Below are 19,726 nucleotides of genomic sequence, written 5' to 3'. Positions count from 1 at the left end.
CTTGGCAGTAGGCGACGACTTCCCCGGTGGGCGAGGTCACGATGAGGTCGTGTTCGGGCCGGTAGGGCCAGGTGTCCCTCATGCGGGCGTGTCGTTCGGTGGTGATTCGGGTCGATCCGAAGGCGGCGCGGTGTGCTGCCGCCCGGCCTGCCACGTCGGCATGGTCGCGCTGGGGGTGGATCGAGTAGCCGTCCGGCAGGTGCGGGATGCCCGGCAGGTCGGCGAGGGGGCGGTCAAGGCACGCCATGAACGGTCCGTCGTCGCTCCGTGTGTACCCGCGCTGCTCCAGCGCCTTGATCAGGTGTGGTTCGGTCTCGGCGACGTCGATGCTCAGCGGGCCTGACGCCTTGTGCTCGGCCCAGGCGAGGACGTCGTGAGCCAGTTCCGGGTGCTCCGGGTCGACCAGGAGCATCAAGGTGTCGGGCAGTTCTAACCAACCCCAGGCCAGCGTCTGTTCGTCCTGGGTCCAGACGGCTGTCGGGCACTGGTCGGCGCGGTCGAGGGCCAAGCACCAGTTCCATGTGAGGTCGCCGATGTGGTGGTAGCCGGTGGTCGGAAAGGTGCGGGTGGCCAGGCTCTGCATGGCGCGCAGTGCTGCGGGTCCGGCGTGCTCATGTCGTTGCATGGCGCCATGCTGTCGAACCGGTTTTTGATCAAGCAACGGAGTATCGGTGCTCTGGCCGGTGGGCGCCAGTCACTCACATGAGGGGTTCGTGTCCCGAGGCCGCGAACCTGTCCTTCCAGCTCATCTCGAACAGATACGAACGCGCGTCCGTGATCGTGACGAGTAACAAGTCCTTCGGGCGCTGGGGCGAAGTCTTCGGCGACGAGACGGTGGCCGCCGCCATGATCGACCGCCTCGTCCACCACGCCGAGGTCCACTCACTGAAAGGCGACTCCTACCGCATGCGCGGCCGAGGACGGCAACTCGGCCGCGTCCCCACCGCCGCCACAGAAACCGACTGAACCACCACAACCACAGGCCACCTGGGTCACGATTCAATCGGCCAAAGTGGGTCCGCGTTCAGACGCCCCCGACAGGTGCGGGGGTTCCCGTCCTACCGGGGGCAGCGGCATTTTCCTGGGCTGTACTGGTCGGCGACGACCGGTGGGCATGTGGGGTTCGAGTCCTGGCTGGAGCGGGATCATGTGATGCTGCTGGACTTCACGCCGGAGGTCACCGGACTGCTGTCGCAGCCGTTTTGGCTGTTCTGGGAGGACGGGCGGGGCAAGCGGGTCTCGCATGCCCCGGACTACTTTGCGCGGTTCGAGGACGGGCGGGGGCTGGTGGTGGACTGCCGGCCGCTGGACCGGATCGACGCGCGGTCGGCGGCGAAGTTCGAGGCCACGCGGACGGCCTGCGTAAGTGCCGGGTGGGGTTACCGGGTGGTCGGCGCAGTGGACGCGGTCCGGATGGGGAACGTCCGCTGGCTGGCGGGCTACCGGCATCCTCGTCGCGGCGTTGCGGAAGGCGTGGTCGAACGGCTGCTGGCGCTGTTCTCGGTGCCGTCGCCGCTGGTGGGGCAGGCAGCGCTGATGGGTGATCCGATCGCGGTGTGAGGTTCCCCGTGTGTCCTGAACGTGAAGGAGAGTTCGATGTAGGAAGAACGATCTGGAGCGATGCTGCACGGATGATGAAGGTTTTGGCCCTTCGGAGTCGCCCTGCGGAGGGAGGCTTCAAACCGCCTCATGCTGCGTTGGCTGATTGTGTCCTGAACGCGAAAGGGAGTTGGTTGTAGGGCAGCTTCTGGAAGCGATGCTGTGCGAGAGATGAAGGTTTGGCCCTTCAGAATCGCCCTGCGGAGGGAGATTCTAAACCGCCTCATGCTGCGTTAGCCGAAGACTGTCGTGGTGAGCGATGAGGAAAAGGCGCCCAAGAGGCGTCAGGTGGGGATCGGGAAGACGAGCCCAAGCGAATCGTTGCTGAAGTGTCGTTAAGCAGACAGATGGCATCAAAACCGGGGTCTTTAGCTAACTCCGGGAAGAGCCTGGCGGGAATCCGCTTACTGGCCAGGTGGTGTCCGGCATGTAGACGACGTGAGCCCGGTCTGCCGCTTTCGCATGGAACAGGAGAAGGCGCGCCCTGATACTGCCGTGTCTTCGGACGGGCGAGAGGGAGTATCCCAAGTGGCGGACACCACAAGGGATCGAGTACCGATGCGGGGCACGCTGGCGGACCGGTTCGTAGTAATGATGAAGCTCTTGTAATGGGAGTGGAGCGAAGGGGCCGGGCCATTCGTGACGTTGTTTATCTAGACAACCGGGCTTCCCGGGAGGACCTACATGGACGCGTTGAAGTCATCAGGCAAGCCGTTTGATATTTCGAAACGGGAAGTCTGGGAGGCGTACGAAAGAGTGAAAGCGAACAGAGGCGCGCCCGGCGTGGACAGTCGCTCCATTGAGGACTTCGAGAAGGATCTGAAGGGCAACCTTTATAAGATCTGGAACAGGATGTCATCAGGGACTTACTTTCCCCCGCCGGTGCGTGCGGTGGAGATTCCCAAGTCGTCTCCCGGAGGCGGCGTCAGGATCTTGGGCGTGCCCACGGTGGCCGACAGAATCGCCCAGACGGTGGTGGCCAGGCATCTGATGGAACGGGTCGATCCCGTATTCCATGAAGACTCCTACGGCTACCGGCCCGGACGATCGGCCTTGGATGCGGTGGAACGGTGCCGTCAACGCTGCTGGAAGAGAGACTGGGTGATCGATCTCGATGTCCAGAAGTTCTTCGACAGCGTCCGGTGGGACCTCATCGTCAAAGCTGTGGAAGCGCACACCGATGCCCGCTGGGTGATTCTGTATGTGAAGCGGTGGCTCCAAGCTCCGCTTCAACTGCCCGACGGTACCTTGCAAGAGCGGAACTGTGGGACTCCCCAGGGATCAGCGGTTTCGCCCGTGCTGGCGAACCTGTTTCTCCACTACGCGTGTACGTCCAGGAGTCCGGGCGTCGTCTCAACTTGAAAGAGGTGGAGGGGATGTAACCGGACGTCAAGCTCAGGGCAGCCAGCCGGTGCAAGTCCGGTCCGGGGAGACGCCAGGGTCCCCGGTAGCTGACTCCCGGCGTCGTTCGAGAGGACGGCGTCGAAGTGGAGTGACAAGCGTCCTTCGGGGGCGTGCGACCGACCGGTCCGCAACATCAAGTGAAGCCTGCAGCGTCGTCATGTAGACCCCGCCCGTTGGGGTGGGCCAAGGAGGTGCCGAGCCCGTATGCGTAGGGCGAAGGCCATGGAAGGCGTCCGGGAACCTGGAGCGGGCGCTGAAGAACCTCCCGGCGTAAGGGGCGTGGAACGGTCGGAGGGTTGTCCTGGGAACTGGAGAGGGCCTACTCGGCCCCGGGCATGCGGCCCGGGAGCGTGGCCCGCTTATAACCGGCGGAACCGGGAAGTGGCGGGCTGCCGAGAGGCAGTCGGAGGGGGTCGTAGTAGTGATGATCGGCGGGACAACATAACCCGCCGGGAGCGAAGGGCCCCTGCTTCATCGATGCGATTCGCGAACAGGGAGGGGCCCGGATGAGTGCCGTTTCGGCTAGTTCCATCCGCCGGGAGGAAGGCCTCGCACGACTGGACGGCCGCCCTCTGGACAAGGTCCGAGCCTTGCAGTGGACGCTCTACCGCTGTGCCAAGCAAGAACCCGAACGACGATTCCATGCCCTGTATGGCCACGTCCACCGCATGGACGTCTTGTGGCGGGCATGGTCGATCGTGTGCACGAACCGGGGAGCCCCTGGCGTGGACGGCGTTACCGTCGACGCGGTGGCGGCCTCGGGGGTGGATGTATTCCTCCAGGACCTGGCGGAACGACTGCGGACGTATACGTATCGTCCGTCGGTGCTGCGGCGGGTCCAGATTCCCAAGCCGGGGCGGCCGGGGGAGTTCCGGCCGCTTTCGATTCCCACCGTGGCGGATCGCGTGGTGATGACGGCCGCGAAGCTGGTTCTCGAACCGGTATTCGAGGCCGGGTTCACCGAAGCGAGCTACGGATTCCGACCGAAACGGTCCGCGATCGACGCGTGCGATGCCGTGCGCGTTGCAGCGAACAAAGGTCGGGAATGGGTGTTCGAGGCCGATATCCGGGACTGTTTCGGGACGATCGGGCACGACGCACTCGTCGCTCAGCTGGCGAGACGCGTGGTGGACCGGTCAATGCTGAAGCTGATCCGGACGTGGCTGCGGATGGGAGTACTGGAGGGCGGGGTGACCTCCCCGACCGGGGCGGGAACCCCGCAGGGCTCACCGATCTCCCCGTTGCTGGCGAATGTCGCCCTGCACGTCCTCGATGAGGCATGGCAGGACGAGGGCCGCCGGCTGGGAGTGCTGGTGAGGTACTGCGATGACTTCGTGGTCCTGTCGCCGACCAGACAACGGGCCGAGCAGGCCCAACAGCTGGCGGCGAGAGTGCTGGGACAGCTCGGGATGCGACTGCACCCCGAGAAGTCCGGCATCACCTGCCTCACCCGAGGCGGGCAGGGCTTCGAGTTCCTCGGCTTCCACCACCGGAAAGTGGAGTCGTGGAAGTGGCGGGGCAGGTTCTACCTGTACCGGTGGCCCTCGCAACGGGCGTTGCAGGTGCTGCGGGACAAAGTCCGCGCGGCTACCTCGCGCTCTCGGACCGAGAGGCCGGTGGCTGCCGTGGTGGCCGAGCTCAACCCTGTACTCCGGGGATGGGCCGGATACTTCCGTAAGGGAAACTCTGCGCGGAAGTTCATAGCGGTAGACCAGTACGTCCACGAGCGGCTGGCGATTTTCACCAGCAGTAAACATGGCCTCTCGGGCCGGAATTGGGCCGCCCGTTACAACTACGGGTGGATCAGTCGGCTCGGGGTCTTCCGCCTGTCCGGAAAGTGGCACGGGGCGACGGTGCATGCCCAGCGGTGAACGATGTCGGAAAGCCGGATGCGGGAGAACCGCATGTCCGGTTTGAAGCGGCGGGGACTGGAAACGGAGATTCATCCACCGCGCCAGTCCCCGACCCTACTCGATGCCTGGTTGGCCCGGGAGTTCCCGGCTGTCCGGTTCGAGCGGTATGCGGACGATGCGGTGGTGCACTGCGTCACCGAGCGCCAGGCCCGTGAGGTCCTGGTGGCGCTCGGGAAACGGATGCGTGAGGTCGGACTGGAGCTGCACCCGGACAAGACCCGGGTTGTGTACTGCAAGGACGATAAGCGCCAGGGCCCGTACCGGGACACGGCGTTCACGTTCTTGGGGTTCACCTTCCGGGCTCGCGGGGCGCGGGACAGGCAGGGGCGGATGTTCAGCTCCTTCATGCCCGCGATCAGCAAGGACGCTCTGAAGACGATCGGTGCGCAGGTGCGGTCCTGGCGGCTGCACCAGCACACCGGTCTTTCCGAAGCGGACCTCGCGCAGTGGATCAATCCCATCGTGCGAGGCTGGATGAACTACTAGTGCGCCGCGAGGCGCTGCTATTTCCGGATGGGGTGAAAGGACCCGTCTATTCGCCGTCGTAGCGGCGGATTGAAGCTGGAGGAAGCCTGATCCGGGGATCGCCGGGGAGGGCGGGAGCAGCCTCGACAAAGTCGCGTCGGTCCAGCACTGTCGGATGGGCCGGGCGCGGTGAGCGAGACGGGAAGGTATACGCGAGGAACCGGTGTTGTTACGCCTCTTGATTATCCGCCAGCTCTAACCCGACGGATGTGGGCTGGTTCGCGGTGCGTATCCATCCGTTGTCTTCTTTGCGACGGGTGGAGAACTCCCGACAGGGTCTTAGTAGCTCGCGTCGGGAGGCCATGGTGAAGGACTACGGCGTAACCATGGCGATGCCGCAGGGGTAGAGCCGGGTGCCTAACCCGTCAACCGGATAGCAGTGAACGCGGGAACCATCCGTGGCCGTTCCACGCCTCGCCCTCGCCCAGAGGGACGGGGGTTTGGATAGGCGCGATGCCGGCTGAAGGCGCGGATGGGGCGGAGCCGCCGTACTACTCAGAGCCGGGGAAAGCCCGCGCACACGGGGAAGGGCGGCAGCGTGTCAGTCCAAGGAGGGAAAGCAATGTTCGAAGACGCGTCGGTGAATACCGGCGCCGCAGGGTGGCCGGATCCTGATTCGGCGCACTTCGCGGTACGGAGGATGCAGACCAAATTGCACCGTTGGGCGACCGAAGATCCTGGTCGTCGATTTGGTGATCTGTTCAACCTCGTCTACAACCCGGCATTCCTGGTGGCAGCGTGGGAACGCGTTTCCACCAACAAGGGTGCCAAGACCGCAGGGGTTGACAAGGCCACAGCGGGCCTGATTAGGACCTGGGTTGGGGTCGAGGCTTTCCTGGAACAAATCCGGGGTTCGCTGAAGTCGGGTGAGTTCCGGCCGGTCGAAGTGCGACAGGTACTGATCCCGAAGGGGAATTCAGGGAACTTCCGAAAGCTCGGAATTCCAACCGTTGCCGATCGCGTGGTTCAGGCGAGCCTGAAACTGGTGCTCGAACCCATATTTGAGGCAGACTTCAAACCCTGTTCGTATGGATTCCGTCCCAACCGCCGCGCACACGACGCGATCTCCGAGATCCACCTCCTCGGGACCAGTGGATATCACTGGGTTCTGGAGTGCGACATCAAAGCCTGCTTCGACGAAATCGATCACACGGCTCTGATGGACCGCCTGCGGAGGAGGGTCAAGGACAAGCGTATCTGCTCGACGGTGAAGGCGTTCCTGAAGTCCGGGATCCTCACCGAATTCGGAAACAAGGAAGAGACCCAAACGGGGACACCACAAGGTGGGATTCTATCGCCGTTGCTCGCCAACATCGCCCTGTCAGCACTGGACGAACACTTCGACCAGCTATGGCTTCAGGAGATGGGCAATGACAAGCAGCGGCGTCAGCGCAGGAATAAAGGTCTCGGTAATTGCCGAGGCGTTGCGTGAGGAGGTGTCGGCCGTGCTAGCCCCGCTGGGACTGCGGTTGGCGCCGGAGAAGACCCAGGTGGTCCACGTCGACGAGGGCTTTACGTTCCTCGGTTTCGACATCCGCAGGATGCGCAAGCGAGGAACCAGCAAGCACTACGTCTACACCAAGCCGTCCAAGAAGGCTGTTCAGTCGATCAAGGACAAGGTGAAGGTCAAGACGTACAGGTCAACCCGCTACCAGGACCTGGGCGAGCTGATCGCCGATGTGAACAGGTCTTTGGTGGGGTGGGCGAACTACTTCCGGCACGGGGTGTCCAAGGCGACCTTCAGCGCGGTCGACTCCTTCGTATGGGGTCGGCTCATGCGCTGGACACGCGCCAAGTACGCGGGCAAAACCCGGCTGTCCATGAAGGAACTACGCCGTCGTTTCTGCGACCAGGGGTGGAGATTCGCCTACAACGGGGTCGTTTTCACCGGCGCTGCCAGCGTCGAAGTGACCCGCTACCGCTACCGCGGTCGCAACATTCCGACCCCATGGACTACCAGATCGGCAGCAGCTGTCACCGGCAGCTGACCAACGGGAAAGACACGTGGAGCGCCCGGTGCGGTGAGAGCCGCACGCCGGGTGCGGAGAGCGGGTCGGGGAAACGGACTGGCCGCAAGGTCGGCACCGCGCCCCGGCCCGACTCAACCGGCGCGTTCTACCGGTCCGCGCTGTATCCCCTCCTGGGACGCATCAACGCCTACCTGGTGCGATGGATGCGGAAGAAGTACAAGCGGCTGCAGGGGCACAAGAAGGCCCGCGACTCGTGGGAGAGGGCGATCCGGCTGCGGCCGGGCTTCTTCGCCCACTGGCGATGGGTCACATGGGCTCCCGCCGTCTGGTGACCAGAGCGACAAGAGCCGTGTAACGAGAGATCGTTACGCACGGTTCTGTGAGGGCCGGAGGGTGCGATTCCCTCCGGCTACTCGACCGAGATGCGGGCAGCGTTGACAGGAGGTCAGATGGTTCTCATGAGAGGAACATCGACGATGCCTGCACCGAGAAAGTATCCGCTGGAGTTGCGTGAGCGTGCGGTGCGGATGTATCGCACCACCGAGCCGAGGCCGGTGATCAAGCGGATGGCCGACGAGCTGGGTGTGCATCCCGAGGCTCTGCGGGGCTGGATCCGTCAGGCCGAGGCCGACCACGGCGAGCGCGACGACCGGCCGACGACCGCCGAACGCGAGGAACTCGCGGCTCTGCGCAAGGAGAACGCCCAGCTCAAGCGGTCGAACGAGATCCTCAAGGCCGCCTCGGTTTTTTTCGCCCAGGAGCTCGACACGACCCGGCGAAGGTACTGACGTTCCTCAAGGAACGCGGTGACCTCGGTGTCGAGCCTGTCCTGCGGGAACTGCACATCCCCTCCTCCACCTACTACCGCTGGCGCCGACGTGAGAGTGACCCCTGCGAACACAGCCGCCGGGACGCCGAGCTGACCGCGCGGATCCGGCAGATCCACGCGGACTCCGGCGGCGTCTACGGCTCCCCGCGTGTCCACGCCGTCCTGCGGCGCGAGGGCGCCGCGACCGGCCGCAAACGGGTCGAGCGCCTGATGCGCGAGGCCGGCCTGCACGGAATCAGCCCACGCCGGCACGGCAAGGGCTTCACCCACCGGGACCCGGCCGCCACCCTCGCACCCGACCTGGTCCGGCGCGACTTCACCGCGCCCGCGCCGAACCGGCTGTGGGTCACCGACCTCACGATGATCCCCACCGGCGAGGGGCCGCTGTGGCTCTCCGCGATCCGGGATGCCTTCTCCCGCCGCGTGGTGGCCTGGGAAACCTCCGCCCGCGCGGACGCCGACCTCGTCCTGTCCTCGCTGGAGTACGCCCTCGCCAGCCGGGAGACCGAGCCCGGGAAACTGATCCATCATGCGGACCACGGCTGCCAGTACACGTCGATCAAGCTGACAACACGCCTTTTACGCGCGGGAATTGAGGCGTCCATGGGCTCAGTCGGGGACTCCTACGACAACGCCCTGGCGGAGAACCTGTGGATACTGGTCAAGACCGAGTGCGTCCGCGGCCGCGTCATCGCCACCAGAGCCACGAGGTCTGGAGTGACCTGGGCACCGCGGTCGGCGATGTCGTAGAAGTCGTTGTACCCCGGCTTGTTGTTCGCCGCGGCCTCGGCGCCGAGTGCCGCCTCGACCATGCTGACCTCCGCAGCCCGGGCGAGCACCGGCCGTAGCCGCCCGGTCAGCCAGGCCACGGTAATCCCCAGCAGGGCCCGCAGCCCCGCAGCCACGGCGATCACGGCTAACTGCGGAGCCGCTTCCCGAAGCCGTTCGGTGATGTCACCGGAGGAGATCAGCGCCGTGAGGCTCCCGGTCACGGCGAACAGGCCCAGCGCGGCCAGCACACCCGTGCCGATCTGGCACGCGAGCAGCCCGGCCGTCGCGCCCCGGTCCACCTGCCACGCCATCCGCAACGACCGGCGCACCAGCACGGGCAGGCGCCGCGCCATCGTGGCGGTCGTCATCTGTGCGCCGGCCTGGAGCCGGGACTCGTCCCGGTACTGGAACTCCTCCTCCTGCGCCACACCCGCGCTGTCCGGTGGTGCTCCCTCCGATTCGTCTGTGCGCGGCTGCGTGGAAGTGCTGTCCGAGATCACGTTGATCCCCCCTGTCGGTCGGTCACAGCTGGTTCGCGAGGCTCAACGACGCAGCCCGGATGTCGAGCACGCGTTTTTCGGTCAGCCCTTAAGTGCCGGGATGGAGCATGCGAGAGACCGTGGAAGCTGCACCGGCCAGCTTCTGCAACGGCACTCGCGTCTATGGTGGTTGGCCAAATCGCCGAGGTTGCCAAGTGCCTTACGGCAACAGGCGCGTTGGCGCGTATGGGGCCGGGCGGACTTGTAGAGTGCGGGACTTCAAGTACGCCACGACCCTTGTGGAGCTGACTGTGTATGTCTTTGGTGGCTGCCTTCGGGCGGCCGGTCTCGGTGGAATCCCTCCTCGGGCCGAAGGAGGGCGATGACCTGTGGCGGTTACTGATGTCGGCATCGCGGGAGTGCTTGCCGCCTACCTTGAGCGCTACCCGGAGGAGGCCGGGCAGCTGGCCGAGCCGCTGCGGCTCCTGGCCGAAGGCCAGGGGTTCGCCTCGCGGCGGACCTTCCCGATGCACGTCACCGCGGGCGCGCTGCTGGTCCGCGGCGCCGAGGTCCTTCTGATCGAACACCTTGCGTACGGGATCACTTTGCAGCCGGGCGGTCATCTTGAGCCGACTGATATGACGCTGGTCGGCGCGGCCTTGCGGGAGCTGTCCGAGGAGACTGGCATCGACCCCGAGCAGGTCGTCCCCGTCTCGATGCAGCCTGCCTATGTCGAGTTCGGCCAGGTGCCGGCCAGGCCCGCGAAGGACGAGCCGGACCACTACCACCTGGACATCGGCTATGTCTTCGCGACAGCCGATGCTGAGGTCGGACGCATCCAGGAGTCCGAGGTGACCGGCGCCGCCTGGTATCCGCTGGATCTGGCAGAGCGCCTCGTCGGGCCCCGGATCGCGCGGGCGGTCACCGCATCGATCGGAATCGGGTAACCCTTCCGCCACCTGATGCCCTGGCCTCTGACGGCTGACGCGCAGGGAACATGCCCTTGTGGAAGGCGCTGGGGTACGGGAGTTCGATGTCACGCTGCCTTCTCCGGGAGCTTGGCGACGATCACGAGCCAGCTCGTCACCGTGACATCGTCCGGTCTGGTCCGGGCGGATGCCTCCGCGAGGATCGCCATCTTCTGCTCGTAGGAGAGGGCGCCCTCGGGGTGGGCGAAGACCGGGATGGACAGCCAAGCCGCCCTCTCGGCAGTGGTGGTGTGCTGACCGGTGACCTCCGCGGCGACGACGTTCAGCCCGGTGTCGGCCAGAAGCCGGGTGATGGCGGGGAGCGGCAGCTTGGGAGGCATGGCGGCTGTCGGCGGGGCGATGACGTAGTCCCGGGTGGCGATCTGATGGATCAGGGTGGTGAGGGAAGGCCCGGTCGGTGGGACCAGTGTGTCGGGGTGGGTGACGCCGGCGAATGTGCCGCCGATGTTGAAGACGAACCGGCCTCCGGGCCGCAGAACACGGCGGACCGCGGTGACCACGGCGGCGACGTTGGTCTTCCACAGGGCCGAGTTGCACACGACGGCATCGACGCTGTGTGACGGGACATGACCGGCCAGGTTTTCGGCGGGTGCGTTGACCCAGGTCAGCCGGGAGTCGGTCAGGAGGTGGCGGCCGATGCGCTGCATGGCGGCGGAGCTGTCGAGGGAGACGATGGTGGCGTCGGGCGGTGCCAGGGCGAGGATGGCCTCGGCCGTCGTACCGGTGCCGCCGCACAGGTCGACGATGACACGGCTGTTGGTGAGCCCGGCACGTGCGGCAAGGTCGCGGCTGGAGGCGCTGTACATGGGGTAGGCGCGGGTGAAAGCGGCGTAGGTCTCGGCGGTGGCGTCGTCGTCCCAGCCGGTGAGGGCGTCGTACTCCAACGGGTTCACCTCGTTCTCGTAGTCGGGGTACTGCACGTGGCGGTGGTGGAGGGGATCCGGATCTCCGCTCAGGGTCGGACCGGGGGTACGGACGCGGGTGTTCTGCGTGCTCTTCGACCCGTTCGAGTTGCGGCAGGTTCAGTCGAAGGACGGCTTGGTGTTGCGGCTCCGCTTGAGCTCGAAGAAGCCGTCCGTCGCTGCGACCATCAGCAGGCCGTCCCAGAGCTGTCCGGCGGCTTCGCCCCGCGGGGCCGGGGTGACCACGGGGCCGAACAGGGTTGTGCCGGCGATCCGCAGGACGGGGGTTCCGACGTCGAACCCGACCTCGTCGAACGCCTCGTGGTGCGAGTCCCTGATGCGCTGGTCGAACACCGTGCTGGTGGCTGCTGAGGCCAGCGAGAGCGGCAGCCCGGCTTCCGCCAGGGCTTCGGTGATCACGGAGGGATCTTCACGGCGCCGCTGGTTGTGCAGCCGGGTACCGATGGCCGTGTACAGCGGCCCCAGGACTCTGTGGCCGCTGTGCTCGGCGGCTGCAGCGCAGACGCGCACCGATCCCCAGGCCGTCTCCATCAGCTTCCGGTAGTCCTCGCTGAGGCCCTTGCCCTTGCGCTGGTCGAGGTTGAGGTAGGCGAGCGACATGATCCGCCAGTCGGCGCGCACCGGCCGGACCTGCTCAACCTCCAGGAGCCAGCGGGAGGTGATCCAGGCCCAGGGGCACAGCGGATCGAACCAGAACGGGACCTCGTGGACCTCGCCGTAGCGGGTCTCTTCCTTGATCGTCATGATGCGTACCGTCCAATCTCCCAGTGGTACCGCATGGCTCGTCGTCCGGTGGACGGGCTAGATGTCGAACAGCCCGCCCTGGACAGGGATGTTGCTCTTGGCAGTGCGCCCGGCGACCTTCACCAGGGCGGCGAGGTCGGTGAGCTGCGAGGTGTCGTCCGCGGCGCCGAGGAGGCGGAGGAACACCTTCGCTGTGACGTCGACGTCGGCGTAGGCCCTGTGGCGGGCGGCCGGCTGGGGGATGGCGAAGTGCGCCAGGAGGGTGTCGAGCTTGTAGTTCGCCAGGCCGGGGACCAGGTGCTTGGCGAGGGGGATGGTGTCGAGGAAGTCGACACGGGCCAGGTTCGGGCAGTACTCGCGGGCGTTGTGGATGACGTTGGCCTCGGTGGCGGCGTGCTGCGCCACGAGCAGGTACCGGCCGGCAGGGGTGAATCGACGGTCCAGGGCTCCCATGACGTGAGCCACGTCCGGGGCGTTGTCCAGGTCTGCGACTGTCAGGCCGGTCTGGTCCGTGTCGGCCGGTGTCACCGGGGCGAACACGGGCGGCCGGATGAGCGAGGTGCTCCTCCCCGCCTCCGTCCACGCTCCGTCCTGGCAGCGAAGGGCGAGAGCGGCGACTTCGATGGGCTGCGCCGGGTGGCCCGCCGGCGTCGTCGTCTCGAAGTCGACGACCACGAACGTCGTTGCCCGGAAGTCGGGGTCGTCGGTCAAACTGCCCATGCGTCCGCCGTTCACGTCGGTTGGATGGCACCGCCGGCGCGTGCCCTGCTCGTCGAGGAGAGCACACGCCGGCGCCTGCTCGGGGTGAGTTCCTGGTCAGTGCCTGATGACGCGGGCCACGGCCGCCGTGGCGGCCTGCAGGTCCGGTGCGTTCCACCGGCGCTCGCCGGTCCAGGTCTCGCACAAGGACCGGTAGAGGTCCGACATCACCGGCAGGAAGTCGCCCGGCAGGGGCGTCGGTGTGGGCCACCGATGCCGGGGGACGCCCTCGGCGATCAGCTGGTTGACGGGGACTTCGAACCCGTTGTCCACGTACCAGTTCCGCAGGACCTGCTTGCCGCAGTGCACGCCGCCGTACGCCAGGCGGCTCTCGTCGGGTGTGCCGGGGCTGTCGGCGAGTACAAGGCCGCCGTCGCCCGCCACCACGAATTCGAGTTTTCCGTCGCAGTGCCGCAGGCCCACTGTGCGCGCGTGCTCGGTCAGCACGCGGTTGACCGTGACGGTGGTGTCGAGCAGGGCGCGGAACCGGTCGTCGTCCAGGCCCGTGAGCCGCTGGGCTTCTGCCGCGTCGATGTACTGGTTGACGTCGTCCAGCATGGTCGCGAACTCGACAAACGGCTCCTTCAGCTCCTCCCCGACCGCGGGGAGGGAGCTGAGTCCGGCCTGGGCCGGGGTGAGGGTGCCGGCGGCGAGACGGCGGTGGACGGAGCTCCCCTGCGGGAGTTCGGTGCGGACAAGGACTTGCACGGGGATCAGGGCGTTGCGGGAGCCGGGTACCAGGGGCACGGCGTCCGGGGCGGGAAGGCGTGCGAGATCGAACTCGATGCGGTGGGGGACGATGAACCGGCGGAAGTGGGTCCGTACGCCGGCTTCCTCCAGCAGGGCGAAGTTGAAGGCGGCCATGCGGCAGATGGCCTCGCCCTTGCCGGGGATCAGGTCCGGCATCCGGCCGTAGTGGAACACCGTGTAGGCGTCGGTGTACTCGAAGATCCCGACGCCCGCACTGGTCTCCGTGGCAGGGGTGATGATCTTCAGGTTTTTGGTCGAGTGGAGGACAGGCATCATGCTCCTCTGCTGCGACGGCTGGGGCCGTCACTGGTCGGAATCGGAGGTGGGCGGCGCGGGTGCCGATGCGGGGCTGGGGCAGGTGGCCGGCTCGCGGGCGGCGGCCTGCCCGCGCGCGCAGCCGCGCGGCATCGGTGCTCCTGCTCCTGAAGGCAGGCCCGCGGTGTCCTCGGTGTCTTCACCGATGGGGGACAGGTGGCCGTCGATCACTCTGAGCACGTGCATGCCGGCCGCGAGCGCGGAGGCGATACCGTCCGGGGCGTCCTCCACGGCGAGGCAGCACTCCGGCGGGACGCTGATACGGCGGGCAGCCTCCAGGAACACGTCGGGGGCGGGCTTGCCGCGCGCGGCGTTCTCCCGGGTGACGACGGCTGCGAACTCGGGGCTCAGGCCCAGGGTCTCGATCCCGGGACGGACGAGGATACGGCTGGCCGCGGACGCCACGGCACAGGGCAGCCCGGCCCGGCGCGCCGTGCGCAGGAGCGTGACGCTGCATTCGACGGGAGCGATGGTGTGCATGTTCGCCAGGAGGTGGGCGCGGCTGCGGCGGATGATCTCGTCGTGGGGCAGCTGCCGTGCGCCCGGGAGCGCGGCGAGCAGGTCGTGGATGGACAGGCCGAAGTGCCGGCGGTACCAGTCCGCGTCCAGGTCGAGCCCGTACGGCTGGAGCGCCGCGCGCAGGGACTGCTCCTGATGGGCTGTCGTGTCGGCGAGGGTTCCGTCGAAATCGAAGATCACAGCCAAGACGCCGTCGGGGACGGCTGGCGAGCAGCTTTCGTCAAGGGCGGGGATCGGGATGCCCGGTGGGCGGGTCGTCTCGTTCACGCCGGCACCGGTTCCGCGCGGTGTCCGCAGCACATGCACGGTGCACCCTCGCCCATCCACGGCTCACGCAGGCAGCCCAGGCCGGGTCCGGCGCCGCCGATCCACTCCCAGATCTGCGCGGCGGCCTCGTACTCGTCGGTGACACGCCGGTCAACGACGCGGTAGCGGGCCGGATCGGTAGCGGCGACCCGTTCGAACAGCGCGCACGCCTTGCGCATGAACATGGCCTGCTCGGTGGTGAAGACCCGCCGGTCGCGGCGCTGCGCGCGCACGAGGGCCTGGTCGGCGTCGTCGGTAACGAGGATCGTGAGGTCGGGCAGCGGCCGGTAGGAGGACGCGAGGCCGAGCAGCGCCAGGGCGCTCTCAAGGGCCCGGTCCGGGTGGTCGGGGTGCAGCAGCAGTGCCTGGCACACCGCCGTGGTATCGACGCTGCGCCCTTCGACGACTGTGCGTCCGCGGGCCAGGTCGGGGAGCAGAGTGTCGAGGTCATGGCGCTTGATGGCCATCAGGAGGAGTGCCTCGGCCATGGGGGTGCCCCCGCGGAGGAACGGATCGCCGGCGCTGGCCTCGCGCAGCACCTGGAGCAGCGCTTCGCCCAGCCCGGGGCGTCCGTTCGCCCGCTGGGAGAACTCGTCCAGCATCAGCGGCTTCTCGTCGAGGGCTTCGACGGCGCGGTTGGTCAGGTAGGTCTTGCCGACGCCGTTGAGGCCCTCGGCGGAGATCAGCGGGCCGCGGGTACACGCGTGGCGTACCGGTGTGATCGTCACGTGGCGTGCTCCTTTCGGAGACGAGGACAGGGCGCCGGAACGGCTGTTCCGGACGTGTGTAGCGGTCACGGTGCCCACGCGGCGGCTGCCCGGGCGATGACGTCGGCGTAGTGGTCGAGGGTGGCCTGGGTGTCGCGTTCGGTCAGGATGACGGCGAGCGTGCGGTCGAGGATCTCGGCCGTGCCGCGGCACGGCTGCTCCGGCCTGGGGAACGGCGGCCGGCTGTCGCAGGGCACGAGCCGGAAGCTGCCGGTGGAGTTCGGCACTCCCTGCTGCGCGAGATGTTCGGCGAACGCCCGGGAGCCGGACAGCTTGATGTGAAGCAGTGGGGAGAAGCCGTTCCACTCCTCACCTGCGGAGGGAGCAAGGGCAGTCAGTCCGGGGACCTGCTCCAGGGCGTTCAGGAGGTATTGGGTCTGGGCGCGGCGCAGTTCGATCAGGTCAGGGAGCCGGCGGAGGTTGGCCAGGGCGAGGGCGGCCAAGGGTGCGGCGAGGCGGGAGTTGGTTGCCAGGCGGCTGAAGGGGTCTTCGCCGGGCGGGGCGGGCTGCCAGTGGCTCCGGAAGGCGCGCGCGTGCGCGGCGACCTCTTCGCTGGCCGTGGTGAGGAACCCGCCTTCGCCGCTCCACAGGATTTTGCCGTCCTTCATGCTGAAGCAGCCGGCCATGCCGACCGTGCCGGCCAGCTGTTCGTTCCGCGCGGTGCCGACTGCTTGGGCCGCGTCCTCGATGACGGCCAGTCCGTGCTCGGCCGCGAACGCTGCCAGGGAGCCCGGGTCTCCCATCCGGCCCCACAGGTGGACCGGGATGATCGCCCGGGTCCGCGCGGTGACCTTACGGGCCGCGTCCTTGTAGTCCAAGTCCAAGGTGGCCGGGTCGCTGTCGACGAACACCGGCGTTGCCCCGAGCGCGCGCACTGGTGCCACAGTCATGATCACGGTCAGCGCCGGAACGAGGACCTCGTCACCCGCTCCGATTCCGCAGGCGGACAACGCGGCGTGCAGAGCAGAGGTGCCCGAGGACACGGCGACTGCGTGAGCGGTGCCGAGCTTGTGCGCGGCTTCTTCCTCGAACATCCGCAGATGGCCGGAGGCCGCCGGGTCGGGCATGGCCGACAGACAGGCGGTCACCTCCAGCAGCAGCAGCGGCGCCGTGTCGGGGGGCGGGGGAAGGCTCATCGGCCGGTCTCCTTGTTGAGCAGGCGCGGCATATCCAGGACCAGCGGCCACATGTTCACGCAGTCCCGGCTGAAGTGAGAGCAGTCCGTGCACGCGGGACGCCCGTCGAACAACGTCCGGGCGTCCGCCCCGGCAATCGTCCGCCGCCGCTCGACAGGGGTCGCGGCGATCCGGCGATCGGACGGGCAGTCCCACAGCGAGCCGTCCGGCTGGACGAAGAACAGCTGCGCCCCGCCGAAGCACTCCCGCACGCGCCCACTCGCTTGGGTGGAGATCGCGGAGACAAAGCGCAGCATGGAGTCGGGCGAGGGAACCGCCAGGCCCGCCGGGTCAGCTTGCAGGCGGGCCAGTTCCTGGGCCACGGTCACCGTGTCCTCGGGGGTGTGTGCGAGCTCGGCGAATAGCTTGTGATCGGGTGCCAGGGAGATCGGCTGCGGCACGAAGTAGTCCACGCCGAGCGCGGTGCCCAGCCGCGCCACCTCCGTGATCTCCTGCGGCGCTGGCTTCATCACCACGCTGTAGATCCCGACTCGCGGCGCCGGACCGGTGCCGCGGGCCCGCAGCAGTGCCTGGATGCCGGCCACCACGTCGGCGTGGCCGAACTTCCTGGAGCGGGACGGCCGCAGCCGGTCGTTGGAGGCCGGGTCCACACTGTCCAGGGACACCGACACCCCGTCGACCTGGAGCTCGACGAGACGTTCGGCGATGCCCGGGCGGGTGAGGGGGATTCCGTTCGTGGCGATGACCACCTCGCATCCCGCGTTCTTGATGATCTCGATCAGGTCCAAGGAGGCGGGCCAGTCCAGCGGCTCGCCGCCTGCGATGACGACCCGCTCGACCGGGGAGCCTTCCAGGGTCCGCGCGAACGCGGTGATCACCTTCCGGCTCAGGTCGTTGCGGGAGATGTGCGACAGGATGCCGAGTTGGTCCGGTGGGCTGGCCTTGTGCTCCTCCACGGTGCCGAAGTAGCAGTACAGGCAGGCCACGGCGCAGCGGGAGCGCAGTCCCCACAGGAGCGTGATGTCACGACGCATGGACGGCCTCCTGCCGCTGGATCAGGTCCTCCACGGCACCCCGGAGTGCCTTCGCGCTCTCGGCCCGGCTGTAGCCGTTCACGTTCAGGACGGTGAACCGGTCGGGGTGGGCGCGGGCGAAGTCGCGGTAAAGGACCTCGGCCTGTTCGATTACCACGAGGTCCCGGTCGGCGAGCACCCGGCCGGTCCGGGCGGCGAACCGGCTGGTGGCGACCTCCCGGTCGCCGGTCAGCAGTACCGTCGCGTCGGGGGCGGGACGCCACGGAGCCATGGTCGCCAGGATGCGCTCCGCCAGTGCCATCGGCTGTAGGCCCGGGTGCTGGGCGGCCAGGATTACCGCCTGGTAGATGGCGGTGCTGTCGACACCACGGTCTTCGAGAATCACCTCGACGCCGGTCAAGTCGCCCTCGCTCAGGCGCTCGAACTCGCGGACCTTCAAGGCGAGAAAGGCCAGGGTCTCGACGACGGGATGCCCCCTCCGCAGGAAGACGTCCCCCGTTGAGCGGAGAGCTGCGATCACCTGGCCGGGCAGCGTGTCACCGTCCTTGTCCGTCAATTCGCTCAGCCGCAGGCACCGCGGGCCCAGCTCGGCCGCGACCGCGCGGATCGCCTCGCTCTTGCCCACGCCATTGAGGCCCTCGACGCTCACCCACAGAGGCCGGACACGACCGGCAGCGGCACGGGGACCGGGAACGGTCGGCGCCATCATGCCCTCCGTCTCCCTTCGATCCGCGGCGCGCCCGGCGTGGGACTCCACTTCAGCGCTCATGCTGCTCCTCCCAGGGGAAGACGACCCAGGTATCCGTCAGTGAGGCGATGTAGTCGATGCGGTGCTGGGGGGCGGGTTCTTGTGTCCAGTTGGCCCGGTTCACGGCGAGGACCGCGGTGCGCACCTGGGCGGGGCCGAGGTCGCGGATCATCCGGGCCGTGTGGTTGAGGGTCACGCCACTGCCGGCGATGTCGTCGACGAGCAGCACGTCCAGGCCCGTGAGGTCGCCGAGCGATGCGGGGTTCCGGGTGGTGGGAAGCGTGCTCTTGGCAGCGTTGATGCCGTCGCTGGTGGTGCGGGTGACCTCGACGGTCCGCACGTCGCGGATCGCGAGCCGGTGGGCGAGCCACGCGGCCGGGATCATGCCGCCGCGGACGATGCCCACCACCACCTGCGGTTTCCCTGCGGCAGTCACCTGATGCGCGAGGGCCCTCGTCGCGGCAGTGAGGTCGTCCCACGTCACGTACATGGGGCCGGGCCGGTCAGCACGTATCGACGGAGTCGACGACGGTGCCATCTGCTCTGCCTCCTTCTCGGTCGACTTACTTGCCGGGACCTGGGAGCGCGTCACTGGGCGGCGGCGAGGGTGAGGAACTGCTGGGAGAGCACCGGGTCGTTTTCGAACCGGCCGCCGACCTGCACAGTGGTGGTGCGGGCAGCATCCATCCGCACGCCCCGCATGCTCATGCACAGGTGCGTACCGCGTACGCGGACGGCGACGTCCTCGCGCCCGATCACGTCGGTGAGGTATGCGAAGACCTGGCGGGTGAAGCGTTCCTGGACCTGGAGCCGACCGGCGAAACGCTGCGCGATCCGCCCGAACTTGGACAAGCCCAGCACCTCACCGTCCGCTACGTATCCGGCGGTGACCTGCAAACTCATGGGCAGCATGTGGTGCTCACACAGCGACCAGACATTCATGCCGCCGACGATGACCAGCTGACCGCTCAGCTGGGACTCGGCGAAGCAGGTGGCCGTCGCGGCACCGTCGGAGGACAGGAAGTCGTTCCACCAGGCCGCGACGCGGTCCGGGGTACCGAGCAGCCCGTCCCGGGTGGGGTCCTCGCCCAGCGCGACCAGGAGCTGGGCGATCAGGCCGGCGACCCGATCGGTGTCGATGCTCGGCGCGGGCCGGGCGTGTGCGGGTACGGCGGTGCTCAGGGCCGCCTCAGGGCCGGTGACGGAGGTCGTCATGGGCTTCTCTCGCTTCCAGGGGCTGGGGAAC

At 67.6% G+C, this 19,726-nt stretch carries 23 protein-coding genes and 1 pseudogene; 11 read left to right on the top strand and 13 right to left on the bottom strand.

Annotated features, from left to right (window positions below; genetic code table 11):
- Positions 1-625, bottom strand: a 625-nt coding sequence (locus AB0389_RS35060) for a GNAT family N-acetyltransferase (protein WP_366399608.1), incomplete at its 3' end; no start/stop codon positions are given.
- A gap of 77 nt (positions 626-702) precedes the next feature.
- Between AB0389_RS35060 and AB0389_RS35055 the strand changes: the two genes are divergently transcribed.
- The 10 genes from AB0389_RS35055 (at position 703) to AB0389_RS35010 (ending at position 8,990) form a co-directional block, all read left to right on the top strand.
- Positions 703-966 carry an ATP-binding protein gene (locus AB0389_RS35055; RefSeq protein ID WP_366399607.1) on the top strand — a complete coding sequence of 88 codons (264 nt, stop codon included), beginning with the start codon at positions 703-705 and terminating at the stop codon, positions 964-966.
- Positions 967-987: 21 nt separating this feature from the next.
- On the top strand, positions 988-1,560 hold the full coding sequence (locus tag AB0389_RS35050) for a TnsA-like heteromeric transposase endonuclease subunit (RefSeq protein WP_366399613.1): 573 nt from the start codon (positions 988-990) through the stop codon (positions 1,558-1,560).
- A 723-nt stretch (positions 1,561-2,283) separates the two neighbouring features.
- A complete protein-coding gene (locus AB0389_RS35045; RefSeq protein WP_366399606.1) occupies positions 2,284-2,961 on the top strand; it encodes a reverse transcriptase domain-containing protein in 678 nt (225 codons plus the stop codon).
- 548 nt (positions 2,962-3,509) lie between these two features.
- Positions 3,510-4,874 (top strand): group II intron reverse transcriptase/maturase, encoded by a 1,365-nt coding sequence (gene ltrA / locus AB0389_RS35040; protein ID WP_366399605.1) that lies wholly within the window; start codon positions 3,510-3,512, stop codon positions 4,872-4,874.
- 33 nt (positions 4,875-4,907) lie between these two features.
- Positions 4,908-5,402 (top strand): reverse transcriptase domain-containing protein, encoded by a 495-nt coding sequence (locus AB0389_RS35035; RefSeq protein WP_366399604.1) that lies wholly within the window; start codon positions 4,908-4,910, stop codon positions 5,400-5,402.
- Positions 5,403-6,003: 601 nt separating this feature from the next.
- On the top strand, positions 6,004-6,873 hold the full coding sequence (locus AB0389_RS35030; protein ID WP_366399603.1) for a reverse transcriptase domain-containing protein: 870 nt from the start codon (positions 6,004-6,006) through the stop codon (positions 6,871-6,873).
- Complete coding sequence (locus AB0389_RS35025) at positions 6,812-7,429, top strand: group II intron maturase-specific domain-containing protein (protein WP_366399602.1); 618 nt, start codon at positions 6,812-6,814, stop codon at positions 7,427-7,429. Before AB0389_RS35030 ends, AB0389_RS35025 begins: the two co-directional genes overlap by 62 nt.
- Positions 7,390-7,743 (top strand): hypothetical protein, encoded by a 354-nt coding sequence (locus AB0389_RS35020; RefSeq protein ID WP_366399601.1) that lies wholly within the window; start codon positions 7,390-7,392, stop codon positions 7,741-7,743. The genes AB0389_RS35025 and AB0389_RS35020 overlap by 40 nt, the downstream gene beginning before the upstream one ends.
- 144 nt (positions 7,744-7,887) lie before the next feature.
- A complete protein-coding gene (locus tag AB0389_RS35015) occupies positions 7,888-8,199 on the top strand; it encodes a transposase (RefSeq protein WP_366399600.1) in 312 nt (103 codons plus the stop codon).
- Positions 8,196-8,990, top strand: coding sequence for an IS3 family transposase (locus AB0389_RS35010; RefSeq protein ID WP_366399612.1), 795 nt, complete (start codon positions 8,196-8,198; stop codon positions 8,988-8,990). Before AB0389_RS35015 ends, AB0389_RS35010 begins: the two co-directional genes overlap by 4 nt.
- On the opposite strand, the pseudogene AB0389_RS35005 reads toward AB0389_RS35010, so the two are convergent.
- Positions 8,948-9,511 (bottom strand): annotated as a pseudogene (locus AB0389_RS35005) (ABC transporter); the annotation flags it as partial. The gene AB0389_RS35010 and the pseudogene AB0389_RS35005 overlap by 43 nt on opposite strands.
- 368 nt (positions 9,512-9,879) lie before the next feature.
- Here AB0389_RS35005 and AB0389_RS35000 point away from each other — a divergent pair.
- Positions 9,880-10,437 (top strand): NUDIX domain-containing protein, encoded by a 558-nt coding sequence (locus AB0389_RS35000; RefSeq protein WP_366399599.1) that lies wholly within the window; start codon positions 9,880-9,882, stop codon positions 10,435-10,437.
- An 89-nt stretch (positions 10,438-10,526) separates the two neighbouring features.
- Here the strand turns inward: AB0389_RS35000 and AB0389_RS34995 are convergent, their stop codons facing one another.
- The 11 genes from AB0389_RS34995 to folE form a co-directional block, all read right to left on the bottom strand.
- Positions 10,527-11,399 (bottom strand): methyltransferase domain-containing protein, encoded by an 873-nt coding sequence (locus tag AB0389_RS34995; RefSeq protein WP_366399598.1) that lies wholly within the window; start codon positions 11,397-11,399, stop codon positions 10,527-10,529.
- A gap of 102 nt (positions 11,400-11,501) precedes the next feature.
- Positions 11,502-12,146 (bottom strand): DsbA family protein, encoded by a 645-nt coding sequence (locus tag AB0389_RS34990; protein ID WP_366399597.1) that lies wholly within the window; start codon positions 12,144-12,146, stop codon positions 11,502-11,504.
- A gap of 57 nt (positions 12,147-12,203) precedes the next feature.
- Entirely contained in the window at positions 12,204-12,866 is a 663-nt protein-coding gene (locus tag AB0389_RS34985) for a 3'-5' exonuclease (RefSeq protein WP_366399596.1), read from the bottom strand.
- 96 nt (positions 12,867-12,962) lie between these two features.
- A complete protein-coding gene (locus tag AB0389_RS34980) occupies positions 12,963-13,928 on the bottom strand; it encodes a phosphoribosylaminoimidazolesuccinocarboxamide synthase (protein WP_366399595.1) in 966 nt (321 codons plus the stop codon).
- A gap of 30 nt (positions 13,929-13,958) precedes the next feature.
- Positions 13,959-14,669, bottom strand: coding sequence for an HAD family phosphatase (locus AB0389_RS34975; RefSeq protein ID WP_366399594.1), 711 nt, complete (start codon positions 14,667-14,669; stop codon positions 13,959-13,961).
- A gap of 83 nt (positions 14,670-14,752) precedes the next feature.
- A complete protein-coding gene (locus AB0389_RS34970) occupies positions 14,753-15,523 on the bottom strand; it encodes a thymidylate kinase (RefSeq protein WP_366399593.1) in 771 nt (256 codons plus the stop codon).
- A 65-nt stretch (positions 15,524-15,588) separates the two neighbouring features.
- Entirely contained in the window at positions 15,589-16,698 is a 1,110-nt protein-coding gene (locus tag AB0389_RS34965; protein ID WP_366399592.1) for an aminotransferase class I/II-fold pyridoxal phosphate-dependent enzyme, read from the bottom strand.
- Positions 16,695-17,732: a radical SAM protein gene (locus AB0389_RS34960; protein WP_366399591.1), complete on the bottom strand. Its 1,038-nt coding sequence runs from the start codon at positions 17,730-17,732 to the stop codon at positions 16,695-16,697. Before AB0389_RS34960 ends, AB0389_RS34965 begins: the two co-directional genes overlap by 4 nt.
- Positions 17,722-18,501 carry a thymidylate kinase gene (locus AB0389_RS34955; RefSeq protein ID WP_366399590.1) on the bottom strand — a complete coding sequence of 260 codons (780 nt, stop codon included), beginning with the start codon at positions 18,499-18,501 and terminating at the stop codon, positions 17,722-17,724. The genes AB0389_RS34960 and AB0389_RS34955 overlap by 11 nt, the downstream gene beginning before the upstream one ends.
- Positions 18,491-19,018 (bottom strand): phosphoribosyltransferase family protein, encoded by a 528-nt coding sequence (locus tag AB0389_RS34950; protein ID WP_366399589.1) that lies wholly within the window; start codon positions 19,016-19,018, stop codon positions 18,491-18,493. The genes AB0389_RS34955 and AB0389_RS34950 overlap by 11 nt, the downstream gene beginning before the upstream one ends.
- 50 nt (positions 19,019-19,068) lie before the next feature.
- Positions 19,069-19,695, bottom strand: coding sequence for a GTP cyclohydrolase I FolE (folE, locus tag AB0389_RS34945; RefSeq protein ID WP_366399588.1), 627 nt, complete (start codon positions 19,693-19,695; stop codon positions 19,069-19,071).
- Positions 19,696-19,726: the final 31 nt, after the last annotated feature.

This window comes from Streptomyces sp. NPDC093109, assembly GCF_040701725.1.
Classification (GTDB): Bacteria; Actinomycetota; Actinomycetes; order Streptomycetales; family Streptomycetaceae; genus Streptomyces.
This window is presented reverse-complemented; position numbering and strand designations above follow the sequence as displayed.

Excerpts from the sequence above, each read along its gene's own strand:
- AB0389_RS34990 (WP_366399597.1), bottom strand. The coding sequence starts at position 12,146 with ATGACGATCAAGGAAGAGACCCGCTACGGCGAGGTCCACGAGGTCCCG.
- AB0389_RS35035 (WP_366399604.1), top strand. The coding sequence starts at position 4,908 with ATGTCCGGTTTGAAGCGGCGGGGACTGGAAACGGAGATTCATCCACCG.
- AB0389_RS35015 (WP_366399600.1), top strand. The coding sequence starts at position 7,888 with ATGCCTGCACCGAGAAAGTATCCGCTGGAGTTGCGTGAGCGTGCGGTG.
- AB0389_RS34985 (WP_366399596.1), bottom strand. The coding sequence starts at position 12,866 with ATGGGCAGTTTGACCGACGACCCCGACTTCCGGGCAACGACGTTCGTG.
- AB0389_RS34960 (WP_366399591.1), bottom strand. The coding sequence starts at position 17,732 with ATGCGTCGTGACATCACGCTCCTGTGGGGACTGCGCTCCCGCTGCGCC.
- AB0389_RS34965 (WP_366399592.1), bottom strand. The coding sequence starts at position 16,698 with ATGAGCCTTCCCCCGCCCCCCGACACGGCGCCGCTGCTGCTGCTGGAG.
- AB0389_RS34950 (WP_366399589.1), bottom strand. The coding sequence starts at position 19,018 with ATGGCACCGTCGTCGACTCCGTCGATACGTGCTGACCGGCCCGGCCCC.
- folE (WP_366399588.1), bottom strand. The coding sequence starts at position 19,695 with ATGACGACCTCCGTCACCGGCCCTGAGGCGGCCCTGAGCACCGCCGTA.
- AB0389_RS34980 (WP_366399595.1), bottom strand. The coding sequence starts at position 13,928 with ATGCCTGTCCTCCACTCGACCAAAAACCTGAAGATCATCACCCCTGCC.
- AB0389_RS34955 (WP_366399590.1), bottom strand. The coding sequence starts at position 18,501 with ATGAGCGCTGAAGTGGAGTCCCACGCCGGGCGCGCCGCGGATCGAAGG.
- ltrA (WP_366399605.1), top strand. The coding sequence starts at position 3,510 with ATGAGTGCCGTTTCGGCTAGTTCCATCCGCCGGGAGGAAGGCCTCGCA.
- AB0389_RS35025 (WP_366399602.1), top strand. The coding sequence starts at position 6,812 with ATGACAAGCAGCGGCGTCAGCGCAGGAATAAAGGTCTCGGTAATTGCC.
- AB0389_RS35030 (WP_366399603.1), top strand. The coding sequence starts at position 6,004 with ATGTTCGAAGACGCGTCGGTGAATACCGGCGCCGCAGGGTGGCCGGAT.
- AB0389_RS35020 (WP_366399601.1), top strand. The coding sequence starts at position 7,390 with ATGGACTACCAGATCGGCAGCAGCTGTCACCGGCAGCTGACCAACGGG.
- AB0389_RS35055 (WP_366399607.1), top strand. The coding sequence starts at position 703 with ATGAGGGGTTCGTGTCCCGAGGCCGCGAACCTGTCCTTCCAGCTCATC.
- AB0389_RS35045 (WP_366399606.1), top strand. The coding sequence starts at position 2,284 with ATGGACGCGTTGAAGTCATCAGGCAAGCCGTTTGATATTTCGAAACGG.